This window comes from Streptomyces sp. NPDC001219 (assembly GCF_053597915.1).
Genome location: NZ_JBSFJF010000010.1, coordinates 139,523 through 162,298, shown reverse-complemented (window position 1 = coordinate 162,298; position 22,776 = coordinate 139,523). Strand labels below are relative to the sequence as shown.

The 22,776-nt window shown below is 72.5% G+C and carries 18 protein-coding genes; 10 read left to right on the top strand and 8 right to left on the bottom strand.

Annotated features, from left to right (window positions below):
• Nucleotides 1-150: 150 nt before the first annotated feature.
• Genes ACWC9R_RS09320 through ACWC9R_RS09310 form a run of 3 tightly spaced genes read left to right on the top strand, consistent with a single transcriptional unit; the run spans nucleotide 151 to nucleotide 3,675 of the window.
• The gene (locus ACWC9R_RS09320; protein WP_450729879.1) at nucleotides 151-951 is read left to right on the top strand and encodes an ATP-binding cassette domain-containing protein; all 801 of its coding nucleotides are present in this window, start codon (nucleotides 151-153) and stop codon (nucleotides 949-951) included.
• A complete protein-coding gene (locus ACWC9R_RS09315) occupies nucleotides 923-3,001 on the top strand; it encodes a YhgE/Pip family protein (RefSeq protein ID WP_450729877.1) in 2,079 nt (692 codons plus the stop codon). Before ACWC9R_RS09320 ends, ACWC9R_RS09315 begins: the two co-directional genes overlap by 29 nt.
• Nucleotides 2,998-3,675, top strand: a complete 678-nt coding sequence (locus ACWC9R_RS09310; RefSeq protein ID WP_450729875.1) for a TetR/AcrR family transcriptional regulator — start codon at nucleotides 2,998-3,000, stop codon at nucleotides 3,673-3,675. The genes ACWC9R_RS09315 and ACWC9R_RS09310 overlap by 4 nt, the downstream gene beginning before the upstream one ends.
• A 15-nt stretch (nucleotides 3,676-3,690) precedes the next feature.
• Here ACWC9R_RS09310 and ACWC9R_RS09305 read toward each other — a convergent pair whose 3' ends face one another.
• Complete coding sequence (locus ACWC9R_RS09305; RefSeq protein ID WP_450729873.1) at nucleotides 3,691-5,442, bottom strand: thiamine pyrophosphate-binding protein; 1,752 nt, start codon at nucleotides 5,440-5,442, stop codon at nucleotides 3,691-3,693.
• 101 nt (nucleotides 5,443-5,543) lie between these two features.
• Nucleotides 5,544-7,220: a sodium:solute symporter gene (locus ACWC9R_RS09300; protein ID WP_450729871.1), complete on the bottom strand. Its 1,677-nt coding sequence runs from the start codon at nucleotides 7,218-7,220 to the stop codon at nucleotides 5,544-5,546.
• A gap of 215 nt (nucleotides 7,221-7,435) precedes the next feature.
• On the opposite strand from ACWC9R_RS09300, the gene ACWC9R_RS09295 reads away from it, so the two are divergent.
• A complete protein-coding gene (locus tag ACWC9R_RS09295; RefSeq protein WP_450729869.1) occupies nucleotides 7,436-9,034 on the top strand; it encodes a PucR family transcriptional regulator ligand-binding domain-containing protein in 1,599 nt (532 codons plus the stop codon).
• 142 nt (nucleotides 9,035-9,176) lie between these two features.
• Here the strand turns inward: ACWC9R_RS09295 and speB are convergent, their stop codons facing one another.
• Nucleotides 9,177-10,163: an agmatinase gene (gene speB, locus ACWC9R_RS09290; RefSeq protein ID WP_362611499.1), complete on the bottom strand. Its 987-nt coding sequence runs from the start codon at nucleotides 10,161-10,163 to the stop codon at nucleotides 9,177-9,179.
• Between the two features lie 341 nt (nucleotides 10,164-10,504).
• Here speB and ACWC9R_RS09285 point away from each other — a divergent pair, with 341 nt between their 5' ends.
• Complete coding sequence (locus ACWC9R_RS09285; RefSeq protein ID WP_450729867.1) at nucleotides 10,505-11,296, top strand: phosphatase; 792 nt, start codon at nucleotides 10,505-10,507, stop codon at nucleotides 11,294-11,296.
• A gap of 152 nt (nucleotides 11,297-11,448) precedes the next feature.
• Here ACWC9R_RS09285 and ACWC9R_RS09280 read toward each other — a convergent pair whose 3' ends face one another.
• Both ACWC9R_RS09280 and ACWC9R_RS09275 read right to left on the bottom strand, forming a co-directional pair.
• A complete protein-coding gene (locus ACWC9R_RS09280) occupies nucleotides 11,449-11,736 on the bottom strand; it encodes a hypothetical protein (RefSeq protein WP_450729865.1) in 288 nt (95 codons plus the stop codon).
• A 255-nt stretch (nucleotides 11,737-11,991) separates the two neighbouring features.
• Nucleotides 11,992-13,176, bottom strand: coding sequence for a helix-turn-helix domain-containing protein (locus tag ACWC9R_RS09275; protein ID WP_450729863.1), 1,185 nt, complete (start codon nucleotides 13,174-13,176; stop codon nucleotides 11,992-11,994).
• Nucleotides 13,177-13,292: 116 nt separating this feature from the next.
• Here ACWC9R_RS09275 and ACWC9R_RS09270 point away from each other — a divergent pair, with 116 nt between their 5' ends.
• Nucleotides 13,293-13,841 (top strand): flavoprotein, encoded by a 549-nt coding sequence (locus tag ACWC9R_RS09270; RefSeq protein WP_450729861.1) that lies wholly within the window; start codon nucleotides 13,293-13,295, stop codon nucleotides 13,839-13,841.
• 193 nt (nucleotides 13,842-14,034) lie between these two features.
• Here ACWC9R_RS09270 and ACWC9R_RS09265 read toward each other — a convergent pair whose 3' ends face one another.
• The 3 genes from ACWC9R_RS09265 to ACWC9R_RS09255 form a co-directional block, all read right to left on the bottom strand.
• On the bottom strand, nucleotides 14,035-14,925 hold the full coding sequence (locus ACWC9R_RS09265; protein ID WP_450729859.1) for an acyl-CoA thioesterase: 891 nt from the start codon (nucleotides 14,923-14,925) through the stop codon (nucleotides 14,035-14,037).
• Nucleotides 14,926-14,945: 20 nt separating this feature from the next.
• Nucleotides 14,946-16,103 (bottom strand): acyl-CoA dehydrogenase family protein, encoded by a 1,158-nt coding sequence (locus ACWC9R_RS09260; protein WP_450729857.1) that lies wholly within the window; start codon nucleotides 16,101-16,103, stop codon nucleotides 14,946-14,948.
• Between the two features lie 112 nt (nucleotides 16,104-16,215).
• The gene (locus ACWC9R_RS09255; protein ID WP_450729855.1) at nucleotides 16,216-16,857 is read right to left on the bottom strand and encodes an SACE_7040 family transcriptional regulator; all 642 of its coding nucleotides are present in this window, start codon (nucleotides 16,855-16,857) and stop codon (nucleotides 16,216-16,218) included.
• 134 nt (nucleotides 16,858-16,991) lie between these two features.
• Between ACWC9R_RS09255 and ACWC9R_RS09250 the strand changes: the two genes are divergently transcribed.
• From ACWC9R_RS09250 to ACWC9R_RS09235, 4 genes are read left to right on the top strand one after another with little or no spacing between them, the layout of a single operon-like run.
• The gene (locus ACWC9R_RS09250; protein WP_450729853.1) at nucleotides 16,992-18,623 is read left to right on the top strand and encodes a carboxyl transferase domain-containing protein; all 1,632 of its coding nucleotides are present in this window, start codon (nucleotides 16,992-16,994) and stop codon (nucleotides 18,621-18,623) included.
• A gap of 17 nt (nucleotides 18,624-18,640) precedes the next feature.
• The gene (locus ACWC9R_RS09245; protein WP_450729851.1) at nucleotides 18,641-20,653 is read left to right on the top strand and encodes an acetyl-CoA carboxylase biotin carboxylase subunit; all 2,013 of its coding nucleotides are present in this window, start codon (nucleotides 18,641-18,643) and stop codon (nucleotides 20,651-20,653) included.
• Nucleotides 20,650-21,591, top strand: a complete 942-nt coding sequence (locus tag ACWC9R_RS09240) for a hydroxymethylglutaryl-CoA lyase (protein WP_450729849.1) — start codon at nucleotides 20,650-20,652, stop codon at nucleotides 21,589-21,591. The genes ACWC9R_RS09245 and ACWC9R_RS09240 overlap by 4 nt, the downstream gene beginning before the upstream one ends.
• Nucleotides 21,592-21,596: 5 nt before the next feature.
• A complete protein-coding gene (locus ACWC9R_RS09235) occupies nucleotides 21,597-22,769 on the top strand; it encodes an acyl-CoA dehydrogenase family protein (RefSeq protein ID WP_450729847.1) in 1,173 nt (390 codons plus the stop codon).
• Nucleotides 22,770-22,776 lie beyond the last annotated feature (7 nt).

The following is a 22,776-nucleotide window of genomic DNA, read 5'->3' as shown; positions in this document are numbered from 1 at the left end:
TGCACCCTAGGACGAGTCCCCCGTTCGGGTCACGGGATCTGCGGCGCCGAGTTGCGACCCGTTCCCGCTGGCGCGCCCCGATTGGTCAACGGGGCCGTTGTAAGGCACACTTTTAGACTGACCAGTCAGATCAAAAGGGGAGGGGTGTCGGTGAACACCACCCGCCAGGGGGCGGCGGTCAACGCCAGGGGAATCGGAGTGGAGGGCCCGCGGGGATGGGCCTTCCGCGGCGTCGACATCACCGCGGAACCGGGCACGCTGCTCGCCGTCCAGGGCCCTTCCGGCTCCGGCCGCACGTGTCTGCTGCTGGCCCTCACCGGCCGGATGCGGATCACCGAGGGCGAGGCGACGGTCGCCGGACTCCCGCTGCCCAAGCGGATGGGGACGGTCCGCAGCCGTACCGCCCTGGCGCACGTACCGGGCGTCGCCGACCTCGAACCGGCCCTCACGGTCGGCGAACACCTCAAGGAACAGGCCCTGCTGGGCCACCGCGTCACCGGGTCGCTGAGCGCCTCGCTCCCCTGGGGCAAGCGCCACAAGGAGGCCACCCGCGCCCGGGTCGACGCCGCGCTCACGGCCGCCGGACTCGACCCCGCCGCCCTCGTCAAGGGCCTGCGGACGACCGTGCGCGACCTGGAGCGGATCGAGGCGCTGCGGCTCTCCGTCGCGCTCGGGCTGATGCACGGACCGCAGCTGCTGGCCGTCGACGACGTGGACCTCAAGCTCGCCGACGCCGAACGCGCCGAGGCCTGGGAGCTGCTGCAGGGCCTCACCCGGGAGGGGCTCACCGTCGTGGCCGCCGGCGACGGCGCACCGGCCGGGGCGCTGACCGTCAGCACCGCGCGGACGGGCACCGAAGCCGCCGCCCCCGCTCCGGCCGCCGTCCGGAACGACACCGAGACCCCCGAGGAGGAGGAAGCGCATGCGCTCGCCGAAGCTGGCCGCTCTTGAGCTCAAGCGGTTCAGCAGGGGCAAGCTGCCCCGGCTGGGCCTGGTGGCCCTGACGCTGATCCCGCTGCTCTACGGGGCCCTGTACCTGTGCTCGTTCTGGGACCCCTACAGCCGCCTGGACAAGATCCCGGTGGCGCTCGTCAACGACGACCGGGGCACCAAGGCCAACGGCAAGACCCTGCACGCGGGTGACGACCTGGCCGAGAACGTCAAGGACAGCAAGACCTTCGACTGGGAGGAGGTCAGCTCAGCGGACGCCGCCAAGGGCGTCGAGAACGGCACGTACTACCTCTCGCTGACCGTCCCGGAGGACTTCAGCAAGCGGATCGCCTCCAGCTCCGGGGACACCCCGCAGACCGGCGCGCTCCAGGTCCGGACGAACGACGCCAACAACTACGTCGTCGGCTCGATCTCCAAGACGGTGTTCTCCGAGATCCGCGCCAAGACCTCGGCCACCTCGTCGCGGGCCATGCTCGACAAGATCTTCGTCTCGTTCTCCGATCTGCACGACAAGACGGCCGAGGCGGCCGACGGGGCCGGGAAGCTGGACGACGGCCTGGGCACCGCCAAGGACAAGACCGGCGAACTGGCCAACGGGCTCGGCAAGCTGGACAAGGGCGCGGACAAGATCAGCAAGGGCGCGGCGGAGGCCGCCACGAAGGCCAGGAAGCTGAGCCTGGGCGCCCGTCAGGTCTCCGACGGCACCCAGCAGCTCGCCGACAAGGTCCACGGCATCGCCCGGAAGGACCTCCCCTACCTCCGCGAGCACGGCAAGGAGATCGGGCAGTGGGCCCAGGTCGTCGCCGACCTGAGCGGGCAGCTCGACGAGGACCTCGGCAGGCTGCCGGGCGACTCCGCCAAGGCCGCCGAAAAGGCGCGGGAGAACGCCGACAACGCCGCTGACCTCTACAAGGAGCGCTGCTCCGGTCTCGTCTCCACCGACCCCGACTGCCCCAAGCTGAAGGCGCTCGCGGACGGCACCGCGCTCGCCGCCGACGCGGCGGAGAAGGTCAACGACACCGTCGCCCACACCGACTTCGGGCAGCTGCGCGAGAAGGTGCGCCGGCTGCACCAGGGCGCCACGAAGGTCGCCGAGCAGGCGCCGGGCATCGCGAGCCGCGCGGACACGGCGATCGGCCAGATCAACCAGCTCAACGCCGGGGCCCACAAGGTCTCCGAGGGCGCCGGGCTGTTCGCCGACGGCATCGGCACGCTCGCCGACGGCGCCGGCAAGCTGCACAGCGGCCTGACCGTCGCCAAGGACGGCGCCCACAAGCTCACCGGCGGCCTGTTCAAGCTCAAGGACGGCAGCAACCAGCTGGCCGACGGGCTGCACAGCGGCGTCTCCAAGATCCCCGACTACGACAAGAAGGACCGGGACACCCGCACCGAGGTGATGGCCGACCCGGTCGACCTGGCCGCCAAGTCGATGCACAAGGCGCCCAACTACGGCACCGGCCTGGCGCCGTACTTCATCCCGCTGTCCCTGTGGGTCGGCGCGATGGTCGCCTTCATGCTGCTCCAGCCGCTGGGCAAGCGCGCCCTGGCCGCGGGCGCCCCGGGCTGGCGGATCGCCCTCGGCTCCTGGCTGCCGGCCTACGCCATCGGCGTCGTCCAGGTGCTGGCGCTGATGGCCGTGCTCCACTGGGGCCTCGGCCTGGAGATGGCCCGCACGGCCGGCACCGTCGGCTTCCTGCTGCTGTCCACGGCCTGCTTCACGGCCATCATCCAGCTGCTGGGCGCGTTCTTCGGACCGGCCGGCCGGGTGCTGACCCTGGTCGTCCTGATGCTCCAGCTGACCTCGGCGGGCGGCACCTACCCGGTGCAGACCAGCCCCGGGTTCTTCGCCGCCATCCACCCGTTCCTGCCGATGAGTTACGTGGTCGACGGCCTGCGCCGGCTGATCACCGGCGGTGACCTGGCCATCGTCCAGCAGGGCTGTGTGGTCCTGGCGGCCTTCACCCTCGGCGCGCTGGCGCTGACCGCCCTCGCGGCGCGCAGCCGGCAGGTCGTCCGGATGAAGGACCTGCACCCGGAACTCAGCCTGTGAGCGTTCCCCAGGGGTCCCGGGGCGGTGCCGGCGACGGCACCGCCCCGGGGGCGTCCCCCGTCACCCGCCGCACGTCGACGCGCCGCCGGCTCTTCGACGCCGCCGTCACCCTCATCGCCGAACAGGGCTTCTCCGCCACCACCGTCGACGAGATCGCCGACCGCGCCGGCGTCGCCAAGGGCACCGTCTACTACAACTTCGCGAGCAAGAACGTCCTCTACGAGGAGCTGCTGCGGGACGGCATCGACCTGCTCGCCGACTCCCTGCGCCGGGCCGCCGACGCCACCGCCGCCCGCGGCGGCAGCCGGGTCGACGCCCTGGACGCGATGATCCGGGCCGGCCTGGACTTCATCGCCTGCTCCCCCGCCCTCATCCAGCTCTACGTCGCCGAACTCTGGCGCACCAACCGCACCTGGCGCGCCACCCTGACCTCGGTCCGCGGCCGCGCCCAGGCGGTCGTCGAGGACGTCCTCCGGGACGCCGTACGGGACGGGGAACTCTCCGACGAGCTGGACATCCCGCTCACCGCCTCCGCCCTCCTCGGCATGGTCCTGGTGGCCGCCCTGGACTGGCAGTCCTTCCAGCCGGACCGCTCGGTCGAGGAGGTGCACGCCGCCCTGTCCCGGCTGCTGCAGGGGCGGGTGGGGGCGGGCGGCGGCCCGTCGGAGGCGTAGTCCGGCGGCCCGCCCTCAGGAACTCAGGTGGGTGGGCGCGAACATCCGCAGCTGGGCCGGGAGGACGACCACCGAAGGACCGGGCGCGGCCAGCGCCTCGGCCAGGTCCGTACGGAGCCGCTCCGGGCTCGTCCGGACCGCGGGCACCCCGAACGACCCGGCCAGCGCCACGAAGTCCGGCCGGGCGAGTTCGGTGCCGGTGGCCTCGCCGAACGCGTCGGTCATGTACTCGCGCAGGATGCCGTAGCCGCCGTCGTCCACGATGAGCCAGGTCACCGGCAGGTCGTACTGCCGGGCGGTGGCCAGCTCGGCGATCGAGTACATCGCGCCGCCGTCACCGGAGACCGCCAGCACCGGCCGCGCCGGATCGGCGGCGGCCACGCCCAGCGCCGCCGGGAAGCCGTAGCCCAGCCCGCCGGCGCCCTGCGCCGAGTGCAGCGCGTTGGTCCGCCGCGGGTCGAAGGCGGACCAGGCCCAGTAGGCGAGGATCGTCATGTCCCAGCAGCTGACCGCGCCGTCGGGCAGCGCGTCCCGCACCGAGCCCAGAACCCGCTGCTCCAAGTCGAGTTGCTGCCCGGCGATCCGGTCACGGACGCGCGCCAGGAGGTCGGCGACGGCGGCCTCGGGGGTGGGCGGTCCGGCTGCTCCGGCCGGTTCTGCGGTGGTGTCACGGGGGCTGTGCTCGCCGGCCTCACCGGCCCCGCCGGTCCCGCCGGTCTCGCCGGCTTCCCCGGCCCCGCTGGTCTCCCCGATCTCCTTGACCAGGGCGGAGAGCGCCGCCCGTGCGTCCGCGTGGATGCCCAGCGCGGCATGGTTCGACTCCAGCTTGCCGAGGTCCGCCTCGATCTGCACGACCTGCCCCAGCGGCCGGAACGTGTGGTAGTTCGAGGAGAGTTCGCCCAGCCCCGAGCCGACGACCAGCAGGGTGTCGGCGTCCTCCAGGAAGGTGGTGGTGTAGCGGTCCTCCATCCAGGAGCGGAGGGAGAGCGGGTGCTCCCACGGGAAGGCGCCCTTGCCGCCGAAGGTGGTGGCCACCGGCGCCCGCAGCTGCTCGGCGAGCGCCAGCAGCTCCGCCTCGGCCCCGGCCCGCACCACTCCGCCGCCGGCCAGGATCACCGGCCGCCGCGCCTTCGTCAGCCGACGCGCCGCCGCCGTGATCAGCTCCGGCCGCGGCAGCAACTCCCGTGGGGCGGCGCGCAGTTCACCCACCGGCGGGACGTCGGCCTCCGCCAGCAGCACGTCCTGCGGGATCTCCAGCCACACCGGCCCGTGCGGGACGCTCAGCGCCGACTCCCAGGCGGCGGCCACCGCCGAGGGGATCTGTGACGCGGTACGGGCCGTGTGGACGGACTTGACCACCCCGCGGAACGAGGCGCTCTGGTCGGTGAGTTCATGCAGATAGCCGTGGCGCCCACCGCCCATCCCGGCCAGCGGCACCTGACTGCCGATGGCCAGTACGGCGGCCGATCCGGCCGCCGCCTCCTGGAGCGCGGCCAGCGTCATCAGCGCACCGGGCCCGGTGGAGACCAGCAGCGGCGCGACCCCGTGCGTGGCACGGGCGTACGCGTCGGCGGCGAAGCCCGCGTTGTTCTCCACCCGCAGCCCCACATAGCGCAGGCTGGAGCGGCGCAGCGCGTCGAACACCCCCAGCGCGTGCTGCCCCGGCAGCCCGAAGACGGTGCTCGCGCCGAGCGCGGCCAGCGACTCGACGACCAGGTCACCGCCGGTGCGCCGGTGCCGCGTGGCGGTGGGGTGGGTGGTGCTCATGGGTGCGGGGAGCCTTCCTTGCGGGGCGGGTGGAGGGGAGAGGGGGCTGACGGGGCTGCCCGTGGAGGGCGGACGGGCGGGAGGCGCCGGGCGCAGGCCGCTCAGGCGGTGGAGGGGGGCCTCAGCGCCAGCGCCACCGCACCGGCCGTATCCCCTTCCGGGTCGCCCGCGGGGTCGCCCTCCGAGCCGTCGCGTGAGCCGTCGTGCGAGGTGCCGCCAGGGGCGTCGTCCGCGTGGCCGGCCAGCCGCGCGCGCCAGGCGGCCAGGACCGCCGCGTCCGTGGGCGGGGTGGCCAGGCTGACCGCCACATAGGCCACGAAGGAGGCGATCAGCCCGTAGTAGATCGGCTCGTTGGCGAGGACGCCGAGCGAGACCATCAGGCCGACGACGGTCAGGCCGCCCACCGCGACCGAGGCCAGCGCCCCGGCGGCGGTGCCCCGCTTCCACAGCAGCCCGCCGAGGACGGGCACCAGCAGCCCGCCGACGAGGACGTTGTAGGCGAGGGTGAGCGCCTCGACGACGTTGTTGAGCGCCAGCGCGATGACGATCACCGCAAGGCCCATGAGGAGGATGAAGGCCCGGTTGCCACGCACCTCGTCATGCGCCTCGCCGTGCGCCCCGGCCTGCGTCACGTCGCGCGCCCCGGCCTGCGCGCCGCCGGAATCACCAGCTTCACCGACTTCACCGACTTCACCGGAATCACCGGCTTCACCGGGGCCTCCCGCGACCGCCCGCCGCCGCCCCGGAACGATGCCCTTCGCCCGCGCCCAGATGTCGTTGTGGGCGACCGTGGCGCAGGCGATCAGCGCGCCCGAGGACGTGGACATCACCGCGGAGAGCGCCGCCGCCAGCACCAGCCCGCGCACCCCCACCGGCAGCGCGTCCCTGACGATCGTGGCGAACGCGTCGTCCGGGCTGCCCAGATGCGGGTAGAGCACCTTGGCCGCGGTGCCGATGACCGCCCCGGCCAGGGCGTAGGCCAGACAGTACGTACCGGCCGCGGTGCCGCCCAGGCGCGCCACCCTGTCGCTGCGCGCGGTGAACACCCGCTGCCAGATGTCCTGCCCGATCAGCATGCCGAACGAGTAGATCAGCACATAGGTGAAGACCGTCTGCCCGCCGATGCCCAGGGGCGCGAAGTAGTCGTCCGGCAGCTGGGCCTTCATCTCGGCGAAGCCGCCCGCCTTGATGACGGCGATGGGCAGCAGGAGCAACAGCACACCGATCGTCTTGACGACGAACTGGACCATGTCGGTGAGGGTGATCGACCACATCCCGCCGAGCGTCGAGTACGCGACGACGATGGCCCCGCCGAGGATGATCGAGAGCGACCGGTCCAGGCCGAAGAGCACATCGAAGATGGTCGCGTAGGCGATGGTCGAGGTCACCGCCAGCATCAGGGTGTACGCCCACATGACGACGCCGGAGATGATCCCGGCGGAGCCGCCGTAGCGCAGGTCCAGCATCTCGGAGACCGTGTAGACCTTCAGCCGGGCGATCCGGGCCGAGAAGAAGACACTCAGCGCGAGCAGCCCGAGGCCGATGGTGAAGACCATCCAGGCGCCGGAGAGGCCGTACTGGTAGCCGAGCCCGACACCGCCGATGGTGGAGGCGCCGCCGAGCACGATCGCCGCCATCGTTCCGGAGTACATCGCGGGGCCCAGGCGGCGGCCCGCGACCAGGAAGTCGCTCTTCGATTTGGCGCGCCGCATCCCCCACCAGCCCATGGCGAGCATTCCGGCCAGATAGAGCACGATCACCGCGTAGTCGACAGCCATGAGCCATCCCTTCCGGCTGCGCCGAGGGGAGAAGGGGAGGGGGAGAGAAGCGAATGCGAGCGGGGGGTGGGGTGGAGCAGGGGGACGACGGGCGCCCGGCGGGCGGGGGTCCCGTCCGGGCGCCGCGTCCCGGAGGTTGACCCTAGGAGGCCGAAAGACGACGCTGAAGTGTACGTTTCCTCCACTCACCACCCTCCGATGTGGATGGTCCGCACATGCCGCAGCCGATGCCCCCGCCGTCCACCCCGCCCGTGCCGCTGGCCGACCTCCTCGCCCGTACGGACCTGGGCCTGCGCCAGGTCGCCGGGCCGCGCGAGGACGTCGCGATCCACTGGGTGCACACCTCCGAGATGGCCGACCCGGTGCCGTACCTCCTGGGCGGCGAGATGCTGCTGACGGCGGGGATGCACCTGGCGGAGGTGACCCGCCCGGACGCCTACCTCGACGGCTACGCCGCCCGTACCGTCGCGGCCGGTGCCGCCGCCCTCGGCTTCGGGATCGCGCCGGTGCACGACACCGTGCCGCCCGCCCTGGTGGCGGCCTGCGACCGGCACGGCCTGCCGCTCGTCGAGGTCCCGGCGGGCACCCCGTTCACCGCCGTGGAGAGCGCCGTCTGGCAGGCCGTGACGGAGGCCCGGCACCGCGAGCTGACCCGGCTCAGCGAGGCGCAGCGGGCCCTCGCCGCGGCCGCCGCCCGCCCCGACCCGGCCACCGCCGTGCTGCGCGCCCTCGCCCGCCATGTGCACGGCTGGACCGCGCTGCTCGCCCCGGACGGCGCGGAGCACGCCTGGGCCGGCCCCCGTCCCTCCCCCGCCGTCCGGGCCGCGGCCGGCCGGCTCGCCCAGGTCATCGGCGCCGGCGGCCCGTCCTCGGCCACCGACACGCTCCCCGGCACCTCCCTGTCCGCATTCGCCCTGACGGGCCGCGGCCGCGACCGCCGGGCGCCCGCGCTGGTCGTCGCCGCCGACCCGCACGACCCGCCCGCGCACGCCATCGCGGGCGTCGCCGCCGTCCTCCTCTCCCTGATCGCCGGCCCGGCCACCGCCCACGGTCCGGCCACCGCCGAGCACTCCGCTGCACTGGTCCGGCTGCTCCTCGGCGCCCGCCCGGCCGATGTCGCCCCGCTCCTCGGCGCGCCCCTCTGGACCGTCGTCCACGCCGAACGCCGCCGCGACACCACGGAGTCGGCGGCCTCCCTGGCCGCCGCCCTGGGCACCTCCCTCGTCGCCCCGGGGACGGCCGCCGAATCCCCCGCCCTTTCAGGGACGCGCCCCGGTGACGCCCCCGGGGCGGCGGCCCGCTCCGAGGCCGGCACCGAGGCGGCCACCGCCCCCGGCGCCACCCCCGCCCTGCGCGCCCTGATCCCCGCCGACCACGAGATCACCGCGCACCCCGGCTGGACGCTCGGCGTCAGCGAACCCGCCGCCATCGCCGACCTGCCGGCCGCGGACCGGCACGCCGCCTCCGCCCTGCGCCGCGCCCTCGCCGGCCGCGCCGCCCTGGTACGCCACCGCACCCCCGGCCCGCACAGCGTCACCACCCTCGTCGCCCCCACCGACGCCCGCCGGCACGCCCAGGCCCTCCTCGCCCCGCTGACCGACTCCCCGCCACTCCTCGCCACCCTCCACAACTGGCTCGCCCTGCACGGCAGTTGGGACCGCACGGCAACCGCCCTCGGCATCCACCGCAACACCGTCCGCCAGCGCATCACCCGCATCGCCGGCCTCCTCGACACCGACCTGGACGACCCCGACGTCCGGATGGAGCTGTGGTTCGCCCTCCGCTCACTGGACCGGGACCCGGGACCGTCCTGACGGGGCGCGGCGGGGACATGGCGGGTGACGGGCCGTTCTCCGGCCGGCCCCGGACATGCCACCGGCCCGCCACGGTCGCTTCCGTGACGGGCCGGGGTGGTCCGGTGCCGGGGCGCAGGCCCGCGGGCCCGGGAGCGTGGGGCTACTCCCCCTGCCGCCCCGCCGCGATCTGCCGGGACATGATCGTCGTCAGCTCGTACGCCGTGTGCGAGGCGGCGACGGCGGTGATCTCCGCGTGGTCGTACGCGGGCGCGACCTCGACGACGTCCGCCGAGACCAGGTTGCAGGACGCGAGCCCGCGCAGGATCTCCAGGAGCTCGCGGGAGGTCATGCCGCCCGCCTCCGGCGTGCCGGTGCCCGGGGCGTGTGCCGGGTCGAGGACGTCGATGTCGATGGAGATGTACAGCGGGCGGTCGCCGATGCGCTGGCGCAGCTGGTCGGCGACCTCGTCGACGCCGCGGCGCATGACATCCGCCGAGGTGACGATGCCGAAGCCCATCTTCTCGTCCTCGTCGAGGTCCTTCTTGCCGTAGAGCGGACCGCGGGTGCCGACGTGGGAGAGCGCGGAGGTGTCGAGGATGCCCTCCTCGACAGCGCGGCGGAACGGGGTGCCGTGGGTGTACTCGGCGCCGAAGTAGGTGTCCCAGGTGTCCAGGTGGGCGTCGAAGTGCAGCAGCGCGACCGGGCCGTGCTTCTTGGCGACGGAGCGGAGCAGCGGCAGCGCGATGGTGTGGTCGCCGCCGAGGGTCATCATCCGGGCGCCGCCGGCGAGCAGGTCGTCGGCCGCGGCCTCGACCGTCTCCACGGCCTCGTTGATGTTGAACGGGTTGGCGGCGATGTCACCGGCGTCGGCGACCTGCGCCAGCGCGAACGGGGACGCGTCCTGGGCCGGGTTGTAGGGACGCAGCAGCCGGGACGCCTCACGGATGGCGTTGCCGCCGAACCGCGCGCCGGGGCGGTAGGAGACGCCGGTGTCGAAGGGGACACCGACGACGGCCACGTCGGCCCGGCCGCCGACCTCGTCGAGGCGGGGCAGGCGGGCGAACGTCGCGGGCCCGGCGTAGCGGGGGACGCGGGAGGAGTCGACGGGGCCCACGGGCCCGTTGGATGCGCTGGCTGCGGTGGTCATGAGGGTGAGATTAGGGAGCACCGGGCTCCGGGCCCATGGACATTTGCGCACGCGGAGCAGGAGGCGTTCGACATTTTGGCCAGGGGTCCGGGGAAAGGCCGGGGAAAGGCCGATGACCAGGCATGACCGGTGTCCGGCGGCGCGCCGCCGCAGACCCGCAGGGCAACGCACTGCGGGTCTGCGGGGCTGCGTACTGCGGGTCCACGGGGCGGCGCACAGCGAGTCCACGGGGCGGCGCCACCCAGCCCTCGGGACGGTGCCACCACCCCGGCCCCCGCGCCCCGTGTCCGGGCTGCGGAACTCCCCGGCCCCGGAACAGGTGTGCGGGCACAATGGGCGCTATGCCGATAGCCTCCGCAGCCCCCTCACGCGCCGAACTCGTCGACCATCTCGTCCGCACCCGGATCGCCGGTGACGTCGCCACCCCCCGCGAGAACAACCTCTCCCACTACCGCAGACTCGCCAACGGCGACCGCCACTACTGGTTCGGCCTGGAGTTCGGCGACCGCTGGACGGACGAGCAGGACGTACTGGCCGTGATGGCGGAGCGCTGCGGCGTCAACGACGATCCGCACCACCGGCAGGGTCAGGACACCATCGACCCGGAGCTGACGGTCGACGCGCTGGAGCGGGCGGCCGCGGTGCTGCGCAAGGCCGCCGCCGGGCAGCACCGGGTGCTGTTCGCGACGGGGCACCCGGGCGGGCTGCTCGACGTCCACCGGGCGGCCGCCGAGGCGCTGCGGGCCGCGGGCTGCGAGATCGTCGTCATCCCCGACGGGCTGCGGGCGGATGACGGCATGGTCTTCCAGTTCGGTGACGTGGCGATGCTGGAACGCGGTGCGACGCTCTGGCACACCCACTCCCCCGAGCCGATGGCCGCCGTCCTGGACGGCCTGGAACGGGAGGGCCGGCCGCTGCCGGACCTGGTGATGGCCGACCACGGCTGGGCGGGCTGCGCGGCCCAACGCGGCATCGACGCGATCGGCTTCGCCGACTGCAACGACCCGGCCCTGTTCCTGGCCGAGTCCGAGGGCACCCTCCAGGTGACGATCCCTCTGGACGACCACGTCCTCAGCCCGCGGCACTACGACCCGCTGACCGCCTATCTGCTGGACGCGGCGGGGTTGCGCTGAAGGGGCCCGCTGGGGTGCACGACACCTGGTGAGAGTTGAGGCTCACTTGCGGTGCGTCCCGTCGCCGGGCGGCATGTCACCGTCCGGAGGCGGCGGCGTCCAGGGCTGACCGGGGTGCCCGTCCCCGCCGTCTTCTCCGCCGCCCTGCTGGCTCACCGACTCAGCCGCGCACCTCTGCTCTCCGCGACGCGGTGCACGTCCCGCAGTGCCGCACTCAGCTGTTCTCCAAGAAAACGGAGTTGCGGATTCGTCGCCTTGTCGTCCGCGAGCATGTCGGCCGCGTGATCGAGCAGCGCGTCCGCCATCTGCAGCTGCATGTCTTCCATACGGTCCGCGACACGGGAGAAACCGCTCTCGCCCCTGCCATCACTCAGGAGCACGCAGGTCTTCCCGTCAGGACTCGTCCACGGCAGCAGGCGCGTGGTCCGTGACTCGCTCATCGGGCCGCCACCTCCGCCCTGCCCGCAGGGCGAGGACCAACACCCGGAGCCGGCGCTTCTGACAACGGTCCATGCAGCAACTCGAAGATCCTGGCGATACCGTTCGGCATGTCGACCTGCTTTCCTCAGGTTGGCCATGCCCCCGGGCCGTCCCAACACGGTCGCGGGGGTCTTCTGACCCTCTCAGCGTGCCGGCACCGGAAGGCCGGAACTATCAGTCATCGCTGATAGCTCCGGCCATGGGCTCTCGGAACGTCACATACGAAGCCATGAGCCGTAGTTGCTGAAGGTGTCGGGCATCCTGCGCCTGGCTGAGTCCAGACCGGCGTACGTCTCCCGCACGGTGGGGTGGTATCGCGTCTGCTGCGGGGCGACCTTGCGGGCCTTCAGCAGGCTCTTGAATGCCGCATCCGTGCGTCCCGCCCACATCAGTGCACGGGCTACCTCGGCATGGTGGTGCGCCAGCCGGGACGGCGGCCACCCGTCCGGAATCGCGACCTCTTGCGCGGACTGCACGGCCTCCGGGTAGAGGTCCAGCTCCGCGAGCACGCTGACCCGGTGAACACCGACGTTGGTAGGCCCGAACGACAGCCAGTGGACCCTCTCCGCAGGACCGGTCCGCTCCGCGATCCGCTGAGCCTCACCGAGGTGCCCCTCTGCGGTGTCCCTGTCCTTGTCGCGGCCCGCCAGAACGGCGGCTCCCAGGTGCAGCTGTCCCGTTACCGCGTCAAGCACACGCCCGGGAGCAGCCTGATCCAGGTCAGTCAAGCCAAGCCGGACCAACCGCTTCCCGGTGCGGTAGTCGCCCGCCCGCAAGTAGGCCACGCCCCGCATGTACTGACGCACTCCGCTCAGCACCGCATCCGAGGCACGCTCGGCCGACCAGCCCATCCGGTCGAGCGCCACCATGCCCAGGTCGGAGAAACCCAGTTTCGCTGTCACGTCATACGCGGTGCGGTACGTGCTCGCCAGCAGCCGCCAGTTACTGTCCGTGGGATTCAGGTGCGTCGTCGTCGTGGCCTCGTGGATCAAGCCGGGAAGCTCTGCGGCAACCTGTTTGATGTTCGTCGCCCGCACCATGGCGCACAGCCGGTCGGCATGTGCCGCCAACTCCTCCACCGTGCGCGGGGATACATCCGGATCGGGGCCGAGGTCGTAGATGTTGAGCGCCTCGCGAATGGGGTTGATCAGGCCGTCCAGCTGGTCCTGGCGGAGTTCTTCAAGGTAGGGCTGGCCGGTCAGTTCCGTCACCGGCACGGAAAGGGAACGGGCCAGCGCCCCGAGCACCGAAGGGCTTGCGGGCAGGACTCCCTGCTCCACTTTGGTCAACGTGCTGTACGAGACATGGGCAAGGTCGGCCAACTCGCGTTGGGTCAGGCGTCGGACCTTGCGCGTGTGCGCGATGCGTGCGCCCGTGTGGTCGTCGTGCAGTGAAGGCATATCGCTCTCCAGTCCCTCGCAGCCATTCGGAACGGTACCGGCGGGGGCGGGCTGGTGAATGCTCTCCGCTGCAGATCCACCGGCTGCACGTCAGAAGGCTGTGGTGGGATGGCGTGATGAATCGTCCCGTGCTTTACCTGTTCGGTTCCGCCGCTCCGCCCGTTCAGCAGTTTGCCGAAGTGGCACGCAGCGCACGCACAGTTGGGTTCGACGTGTGCATCGGTCTGACGCCCACGGCGGCCCGGTGGCTCGACGGCGAGGGGCCGCTACTGGAAGAGCTGACGGGGCACCCGGTCCGGTCCGAGTACAAGCAACCGGCCGCCCCTGATGTGTGGCCTCCGGCCGACGTCATCGTGTTCGCACCGGTCACCTTCCATTCCCTCAACGCCTGGGCGCTCGGATTGACGCACCACTTCGTGGTCGGGGTGGTTGCCGAGGGCATCGGCAAGGGCATTCCCACGGTGGCCATGCCCTGCGTGAACACCGCCTATGTGCACCATCCGCAGTTCGACCGGTCAGTGGCGACACTGCGCGGCGCGGGCGTGTCGGTGTTGTACGGGCCCGGCGGCTTCGAACCCAACGAGCCGGGCAAAGGGCGACCGGAAAACTATCCGTGGCAACTGGCGCTGGCCGAAGCAACTCGGCTCGCCCGCGTCACGCCGTAACGGTCGAGGGAAGCAGTGCCTCCGGCCGGGGTCCACTCCGGCCTCCAGCTTTCCCACCACATCCACACCGACCAACGGCGTACGGCTGATCCGCTGTTCCTGGGCCGAGCACGACACACGCCAACGGACCGGCCCCCCGGGCCACGGAATCCGGGGAGTCCGGCCCGTCGGCCGACCATGAGGGGCGCAGGGGCTAGTCCCGCGGCACCCGGATGACCCCTTCCTGGATCACCGACACCGCCAACTGCCCCTCCGCCGTGAAGATGCGGCCCTTGCCCAGGCCACGGCCGCCCTGGGCGGTGGGGGACTCCTGGTCGTAGAGGAGCCATTCGTCGGCGCGCAGCGGGCGGTGGAACCACATCGCGTGGTCGAGGCTGGCGCCGACCACGTCGCCGACCGCCCAGCCGCCGCGGCCGTGCGCGAGCAGGATGGAGTCCAGCAGCGTCATGTCGGAGACGTAGGTGACCAGGCAGATGTCCAGCAGGGGGCGGGGGATCTCGCCGGCGTCGTCGAGCTTGCCCTGGGTGCGGAACCAGACCTGGGACCTGGGCTCGCGCACCTCGCCGACGGTGGCGTAGGGCGGCTCGTCGACGTACCGCAGGTCGATGGCGGCCCGTGCCTCCAGCAGGCGCTCGGCGACGTCCGGGGCGAGGAACCGCTCGGCGTGCCGGGGCAGCATCTCGGCGGCGGTGGGCAGTTCCAGCGGGTCCGGTGCCGGCGGCATCGGCTCCTGGTGCTCCAGCCCCTCCTCGGCCTCCTGGAAGGAGGCGGAGAGGTGGAAGATCGGCTGGCCGTGCTGGACGGCGACGACGCGGCGGGTGGTGAAGGACCGGCCGTCGCGGATGCGGTCGACGGTGTAGACGATGGGCGCGCCGGGGTCCCCGGGACGCAGGAAGTACGCGTGCAGGGAGTGCGGCGGCCGGTCGGCGGGGACCGTGCGCCCGGCCGCGACCAGGGCCTGGGCGGCGACCTGGCCGCCGAAGACCCGGGGGACGACCGAGGCGCGGCTCTCGCCCCGGAAGATGTCCTGCTCGATCCGCTCCAGGGAGAGCAGACCGAGCAGGGACCGGAGTGCGTCGTTCACGTGCGCGGGGCCCTTACGGCCTAGAGGCCCATGGACTTGGCGATGATGGACTTCATGACCTCGCTGGTGCCGCCGTAGATGCGGTTGACGCGGTTGTCGGCGTACAGGCGGGCGATCGGGTACTCGTTCATGAAGCCGTAGCCGCCGTGCAGCTGGAGGCACTTGTCGATCACACGGTGCGCCACCTCGGTGCAGAACAGCTTGGCGGAGGCGGCCTCGGCCGGCGTCAGCTCGCCGGCGTCCAGGGCTTCGAGCGCGCGGTCGGCGACGGCCTCGGCGGCGTCCACCTCGGCCTGGCAGGCGGCCAGTTCGAACTTGGTGTTCTGGAAGGAGGCCACGGTCTTGCCGAAGATCGTGCGCTCCTGCACGTACTCCTTGGCGAACCGGACGGCGGCCTTGGCCTGGGCGTAGGCGCCGAAGGCGATGCCCCAGCGCTCGGAGGCGAGGTTCAGGCCCAGGTAGGCGAAGCCCTTGTTCTCCTCGCCGAGCAGGTCCTCGACCGGGACCTTGACGTCGACGAAGGCCAGCTCGGCGGTGTCGGAGATCTTGAGGCCGAGCTTGTCCAGCTTGCGGCCCACGGAGTAGCCGGCGGACTTGGCGTCCACGGCGAACAGCGAGATACCGAAGCGGCGGTCGTCCTCGCGGGGGGCGGCGGTGCGGGCGCAGACGATGACGCGGTCGGCGTGCACACCGCCGGTGATGAAGGTCTTGGCGCCGTTGAGGACGTAGTGCGTGCCGTCCTCCGACAGCTTCGCGGTGGACTTCATGCCCGCGAGGTCGGAGCCGGTGCCCGGCTCGGTCATCGCCAGCGCCCACATCTCCTCGCCGCTGACGAACTTCGGCAGGAAGCGCTTCTTCTGCTCGTCGGTGGCGAGCATCTGGATGTACGGCAGGCCGAGCAGGACGTGCACGCCGGAGCCGCCGAAGGAGACGCCCGCACGGGAGGTCTCCTCGTACATCACGGCCTCGAACTTGTGCGAGTCGATGCCGGCGCCACCGAACTCCTCGGGGACGCGGATACCGAAGACGCCCAGCTCGCCGAGCTTGTAGTAGAAGTCGCGCGGGGCCTGGCCGGCGGCCAGCCACTCGTCGTGCACGGGCACGACCTCGGCCTCGATGAAGGCGCGTATGGTCTCGCGGAACGCCTCGTGGTCCTCGTTGAACACCGTACGGCGCATCTACGTCGCCTCCTCCAGGTCGCCGGTCCAAGCGCCTGTCTAAGCGCTTGCTCAGCGAAAGCTACCGGCCAGTTACCTAAGCTGTCCAGAGGTCAACGAAAATGCGTACGGACTAGGCGCCGGGAACCGGCACCGCCACCGGCTCCCCCGCCGACGGCTCCGCCGCCACCGCGCCGAACGCGCCCAGCGCGAGCCGGTGCAGCAGCTCCGCCATGTCCGTGCGGCCCGGCAGGGAGCCCGGGCGGCCCAGGTGCGGGGTGGAGTTGAGCAGGCCGAAGACGGCGTGCACCGCGGCGCGGGCCCGGGACTCGGAGGGGCCCGGGTGGACCCGGCGGACGACGTCCACCCACAGCTCCACATACTGCCGCTGGAGCTGGCGGACCCGCTTGCGGTCGGCCTCCCGCAGCCGGTCCAGCTCCCGGTCGTGCAGGGTGATCAGCGGCCGGTCGTCCAGCGCGAAGTCGATGTGCCCGTCGATCAGCGCGTCCAGCACCGCCTCGGGACTCCCGCCGCCCTCCGCGACCCGCATCCGGCCGCCGGCGAGCAGCCGCTCACTGATCCCGACCAGCAGCTCGGCGAGCATGGCGTCCTTGCCGGCGAAGTGCCGGTAGAGGCCGGGGCCGGAGATGCCCACGGCCGCCCCTATCTCGTCCACGCCGACGCCGTGGAAGCCGCGCTCCGCGAAGAGCCGGGCGGCCTCCTTGAGGATCTGCTCGCGGCGGCTGGTCGGGGCGGGGTCCTGCACATCACTCATGACGTCGATTGTAGACAGCCGGGTTAGTGCTCGTTAACCTGACAGCAATGGGGTTAACGCCCATTAACCCGGATGGCCCGAATACCGCGGACCGCGGCACCGGGACAGCAGACCGAGCAAGGGGGCTCGTACTGATGGAGCAGGCACCGGTGCTGGGGAGTACCGCCGATCCGGCGTCCGACTCCTGGCGTGCCAACGAGGCCGCGCACCGCGAGCTGGCCGCCGAGCTGCGCGAGAAGCTCGCGGCGGCCCGGCTGGGCGGCGGCGAGAAGGCCAGGGCGCGGCACACCGCGCGCGGCAAGCTGCTGCCCCGCGACCGGGTGGACGCGCTGCTGGACCCCGGCTCGCCGTTCCTGGAGCTGGCGCCGCTGGCCGCGGACGGGATGTACGGCGGGGCGGCCCCGGCCGCCGGCGTGATCGCCGGTATCGGCCGGGTCTCCGGCCGCGAGACGGTGATCGTCGCCAATGACGCCACGGTCAAGGGCGGCACCTACTACCCGATGACGGTCAAGAAGCACCTGCGGGCGCAGGAGATCGCCCTGGAGAACCGTCTCCCCTGTCTGTATCTCGTGGACTCCGGCGGTGCCTTCCTGCCGATGCAGGACGAGGTCTTCCCCGACCGGGAGCACTTCGGGCGGATCTTCTACAACCAGGCGCGGATGTCGGGGGCGGGGATTCCGCAGATCGCGGCGGTGCTGGGGTCGTGCACGGCGGGCGGTGCCTACGTGCCCGCGATGAGCGACGAGGCCGTGATCGTCCGCAACCAGGGGACGATCTTCCTGGGCGGACCGCCGCTGGTGAAGGCCGCCACCGGCGAGGTCGTCACCGCCGAGGAGCTGGGCGGCGGCGAGGTGCACGCGAAGACCTCCGGCGTCACCGACCATCTCGCCGAGGACGACGCGCACGCCCTGCGCCTGGTGCGCACCATCGTCGGAACCCTCGGCGAGCGCGAGCCGCTCCCGTGGACCGTGCGGACCGTCGAGGAGCCCAAAGCCGACCCGGCCGGGCTGTACGGGGCGGTGCCCGCGGACTCCCGTACGCCCTATGACGTCCGTGAGGTGATCGCCCGGCTGGTGGACGGCTCGCGCTTCGCGGAGTTCAAGGCGGAGTACGGCACGACGCTGGTCACCGGCTTCGCCCATATCCACGGGCACCCGGTCGGCATCGTCGCCAACAACGGCATCCTGTTCTCCGAGTCCGCCCAGAAGGGCGCCCACTTCATCGAGCTGTGCGACCAGCGCGGCATCCCGCTGCTGTTCCTGCAGAACATCTCCGGCTTCATGGTGGGCCGTTCGTACGAGGCCGGCGGCATCGCCAAGCACGGCGCGAAGATGGTGACGGCGGTGGCCTGCACCCGCGTCCCCAAGCTGACGGTCGTCATCGGCGGCTCCTACGGGGCGGGCAACTACTCCATGTGCGGGCGGGCCTACTCGCCGCGCTTCCTGTGGATGTGGCCGAACGCCAAGATCTCGGTGATGGGCGGCGAACAGGCCGCCTCCGTCCTCGCGACCGTCAAGCGCGACCAGCTGGAGGCGCACGGCGAGGAGTGGAGCGCCGAGGACGAGGCCGCCTTCAAGGCGCCGGTCCGCGAGCAGTACGAGACCCAGGGCAACGCCTACTACGCGACCGCGCGGCTGTGGGACGACGGTGTGATCGACCCGCTGGAGACCCGGCAGGTGCTGGGCCTGGCGCTGACCGCCTGCGCCAACGCCCCGCTGCCCGAGAAGGACCGCACCGCGCCCGGCTACGGCGTCTTCCGGATGTGAGAGGGATGTCCACAGGAATGGCCACCACCATCGATACCGTCCTCATCGCCAACCGCGGCGAGATCGCGGTCCGCGTCATCCGTACGCTGCGCGCCCTCGGCATCCGCTCGGTCGCCGTCTTCAGCGACGCGGACGCCGACGCCCGCCATGTCCGCGAGGCCGACACCGCCGTACGCATCGGCCCGGCCCCGGCCGCCGAGAGCTATCTGTCCGTGGAGCGGCTGCTGGACGCGGCCGCCCGGACCGGCGCCCAGGCGGTCCACCCGGGCTACGGCTTCCTCGCCGAGAACGCCGCCTTCGCCCGCGCCGTCACGGACGCCGGGCTGGTCTTCATCGGCCCCTCCGCCGACGCCATCGAGCTGATGGGCGACAAGATCCGGGCCAAGGAGACGGTGCGGGAGGCCGGGGTCCCGGTCGTGCCCGGCTCCTCGGGCAGCGGGCTGAGCGACGACCAACTGGCCGCCGCGGCCCGGGAGATCGGGGTACCGGTCCTGCTCAAGCCGTCCGCGGGCGGTGGCGGCAAGGGCATGCGGCTGGTCCGCGACGCGGCGCTGCTGGCCGACGAGATCGCGTCCGCGCGCCGGGAGGCCCGCTCCTCCTTCGGCGACGACACCCTGCTCGTCGAGCGCTGGATCGACCGGCCCCGGCACATCGAGATCCAGGTGCTGGCGGACGGCCACGGCAACGTGATCCACCTCGGCGAGCGCGAGTGCTCCCTCCAGCGCCGCCACCAGAAGGTCATCGAGGAGGCCCCCTCGGTGCTGCTGGACGAGACCACCCGCGCCGCGATGGGCGAGGCGGCCGTGCAGGCGGCCCGCTCCTGCGGCTACCGCGGCGCCGGCACCGTCGAGTTCATCGTGCCCGGCAAGGACCCGTCCTCCTACTACTTCATGGAGATGAACACCCGCCTCCAGGTCGAGCACCCGGTCACCGAGCTGGTCACCGGCCTCGACCTGGTGGAGTGGCAGCTGCGGGTCGCGGCCGGTGAGCCGCTCCCGTTCGCCCAGGAGGACCTCACCCTCACCGGCCACGCCATCGAGGCACGGATCTGCGCCGAGGACCCGGCACGGGACTTCCTGCCGACCGGCGGCACGGTGCTCGCGCTCCACGAACCGCAGGGCGACGGGGTGCGCACGGACTCCGGGCTCTCCGAGGGCGGCGAGGTCGGCAGCCGCTACGACCCGATGCTGTCCAAGGTGATCGCCTACGGCCCGGACCGGGCGAGCGCACTGCGCCGGCTCCGCGCCGCGCTGGCCGGGACGGTCACCCTCGGCGTCACCACCAACGCCGGTTTCCTGCGGCGGCTGCTGGCCCACCCGGACGTGGTCTCCGGTGAGCTGGACACCGGCCTGGTGGAGCGGGAGGCGGCCGGGCTGGTCGACGGCACGGTGCCGGACGAGGTGTACGCGGCGGCCGCAGCGGTGCGCCAGGCCGCCCTGGAGCCGGTGGTGGCGGACGGCGGCTGGCGCGACCCGTTCGCCGCGCCGGACGGCTTCCGCCTCGGCGGCGAGCCCGCACCGGTACGCCACTGGCTGCGGGTTCCCGGACACGACCCGGTCGCCCTCGACGTACGGCCGGACGCGGCCGCCGGCCAGGTCACACCGGACCGCGTACGGATCACCGTCGACGGCGTGCTGCACAGCTTCCACCGCAGCGGCGACTGGCTCGGCCGGGACGGCGACTCCTGGCAGGTGACGAGCCACGACCCGGTGGCGGCCGCGCTGCGCGGGGCCGGCGGGGCGCACGGTGCGGACACCCTGGCCGCCCCGATGCCCGGCACCGTCACCGTTGTCAAGGTCGCCGTCGGCGACGAGGTGGCCGCCGGCCAGGGCCTGCTGGTGGTGGAGGCGATGAAGATGGAGCACGTCATCTCCGCACCGCACGCCGGGACCGTCACCGAACTCGACGTCACCGCGGGATCGACCGTCGCCATGGACCAGATCCTGGCCGTGGTCGCCCCGCACGAGAGCCCCGACGAGGCCGCCGCGTCCGCGGGCGGCCCCGGGGGCGGGCAGGAGAGCGCCTCATGACCGCGGCCGGACTGCCGATGGAGATCCGCGCGGAGGGGCTGCCCACCCGCGTGCGCATCCATGAGGTCGGCGCGCGCGACGGCCTGCAGAACGAGAAGACCGTGGTGCCCACGGAGATCAAGGCGGAGTTCATCCACCGCCTCGCCGCCGCGGGCCTGCCGACCGTCGAGGCCACCAGCTTCGTCCACCCCAAGTGGGTGCCCCAACTCGCCGACGCCGAGCAGCTGTTCCCGCTGCTGGGCGACCTCGACCCGCACCGGCTCCCGGTGCTGGTCCCCAACGAGCGCGGGCTGGACCGGGCGCTCGCCCTGGGCGCCCGCCGGATCGCGGTGTTCGGCAGCGCCACCGAGTCCTTCGCCAAGGCCAACCTCAACCGCACGGTCGACGAGGCGCTGGCGATGTTCGCACCGGTCGTGGCGCGCGCCAAGGACGCCGGGGCGGAGGTCCGCGGCTATCTCTCGATGTGCTTCGGCGACCCCTGGGAGGGCCCGGTGCCGGTCGCGCAGACCGTCCGGGTCTGCCGGGCGCTGCTCGACCTGGGCTGCGACGAACTGAGCCTGGGCGACACCATCGGCGTCGCCACCCCCGGCCATGTGCGGACCCTGCTGGCCTCCCTCAACGAGGCCGGGGTGCCCACCTCCCGTATCGGTGTGCACTTCCACGACACCTACGGGCAGGCCCTCGCCAACACCTTCGCCGCGCTCCAGCACGGCGTCACCACCCTCGACGCGTCGGCGGGCGGCCTCGGCGGCTGCCCGTACGCCAAGAGCGCCACCGGAAACCTCGCCACCGAAGACCTCGTGTGGATGCTGCACGGCCTCGGCATCGAGACCGGGGTCGACCTGGACCGCCTGACCGCCACCAGCGTGTGGATGGCCGAGGCCCTTGGCCGGCCGAGCCCCTCCCGTACCCTCCGTGCCCTCTCCCACAAGGAGTGACCCCCATGTCCCTGGACCACCGTCTGCCCGCCGAGCTGGAAGAACTCCGGCGCACGGTCGAGGCGTTCGCGCACGACGTCGTCGCCCCGAAGATCGGCGAGTACTACGAGCAGCACGCGTTCCCGTACGAGATCGTGCAGGAGATGGGCCGGATGGGCCTGTTCGGGCTGCCCTTCCCCGAGGAGTACGGCGGGATGGGCGGCGACTACCTGGCGCTCGGCATCGCCCTGGAGGAGCTGGCCCGGGTCGACTCCTCGGTGGCCATCACCCTGGAGGCGGGCGTCTCCCTGGGCGCCATGCCGCTCTACCACTTCGGCACGGAGGAGCAGAAGCGCGCGTGGCTGCCCAAGCTGTGCAGCGGTGAGATGCTCGGCGCCTTCGGCCTGACCGAGCCGGACGGCGGCTCGGACGCCGGCGCCACGCGGACCACGGCGGTGCGCGACGGCGACGACTGGGTGATCAACGGCAGCAAGTGCTTCATCACCAACTCCGGTACGGACATCACCGGACTGGTCACGGTCACCGCCGTCACCGGCCGCAAGGCTGCGTCCGACTCCTCTGGCGGCTCCCCGCTGATCTCCTCGATCATCGTGCCCTCCGGCACGCCCGGCTTCACGGTCGGCGCCCCGTACTCCAAGGTCGGCTGGAACGCCTCGGACACCCGCGAGCTGTCCTTCTCCGACGTCCGGGTCCCCGCCGCCAACCTGCTCGGCGAGGAGGGCCGCGGCTACGCCCAGTTCCTGCGCATCCTCGACGAGGGCCGGATCGCCATCGCGGCGCTGGCCACCGGCCTGGCGCAGGGCTGTGTGGACGAGTCGGTGCGCTACGCCAAGGAGCGGCGGGCCTTCGGCCGGGCGATCGGCAGCAACCAGGCCATCCAGTTCAAGCTGGCCGACATGGAGCTGCGCGCGCACACCTCCCGGCTGGCCTGGCGCGACGCCGCGTCCCGGCTGGTGCACGGCGAGCCCTTCAAGAAGGAGGCCGCGCTCGCCAAGCTCTACTCGTCCGAGATCGCGGTGGACAACGCCCGCGAGGCCACCCAGATCCACGGCGGCTACGGCTTCATGAACGAATACCCGGTCGCCCGGATGTGGCGGGACTCCAAGATCCTGGAGATCGGCGAGGGCACCAGCGAGGTCCAGCGGATGCTGATCGCCCGGGAGTTGGGCGTCTCGTAGGGCGTCT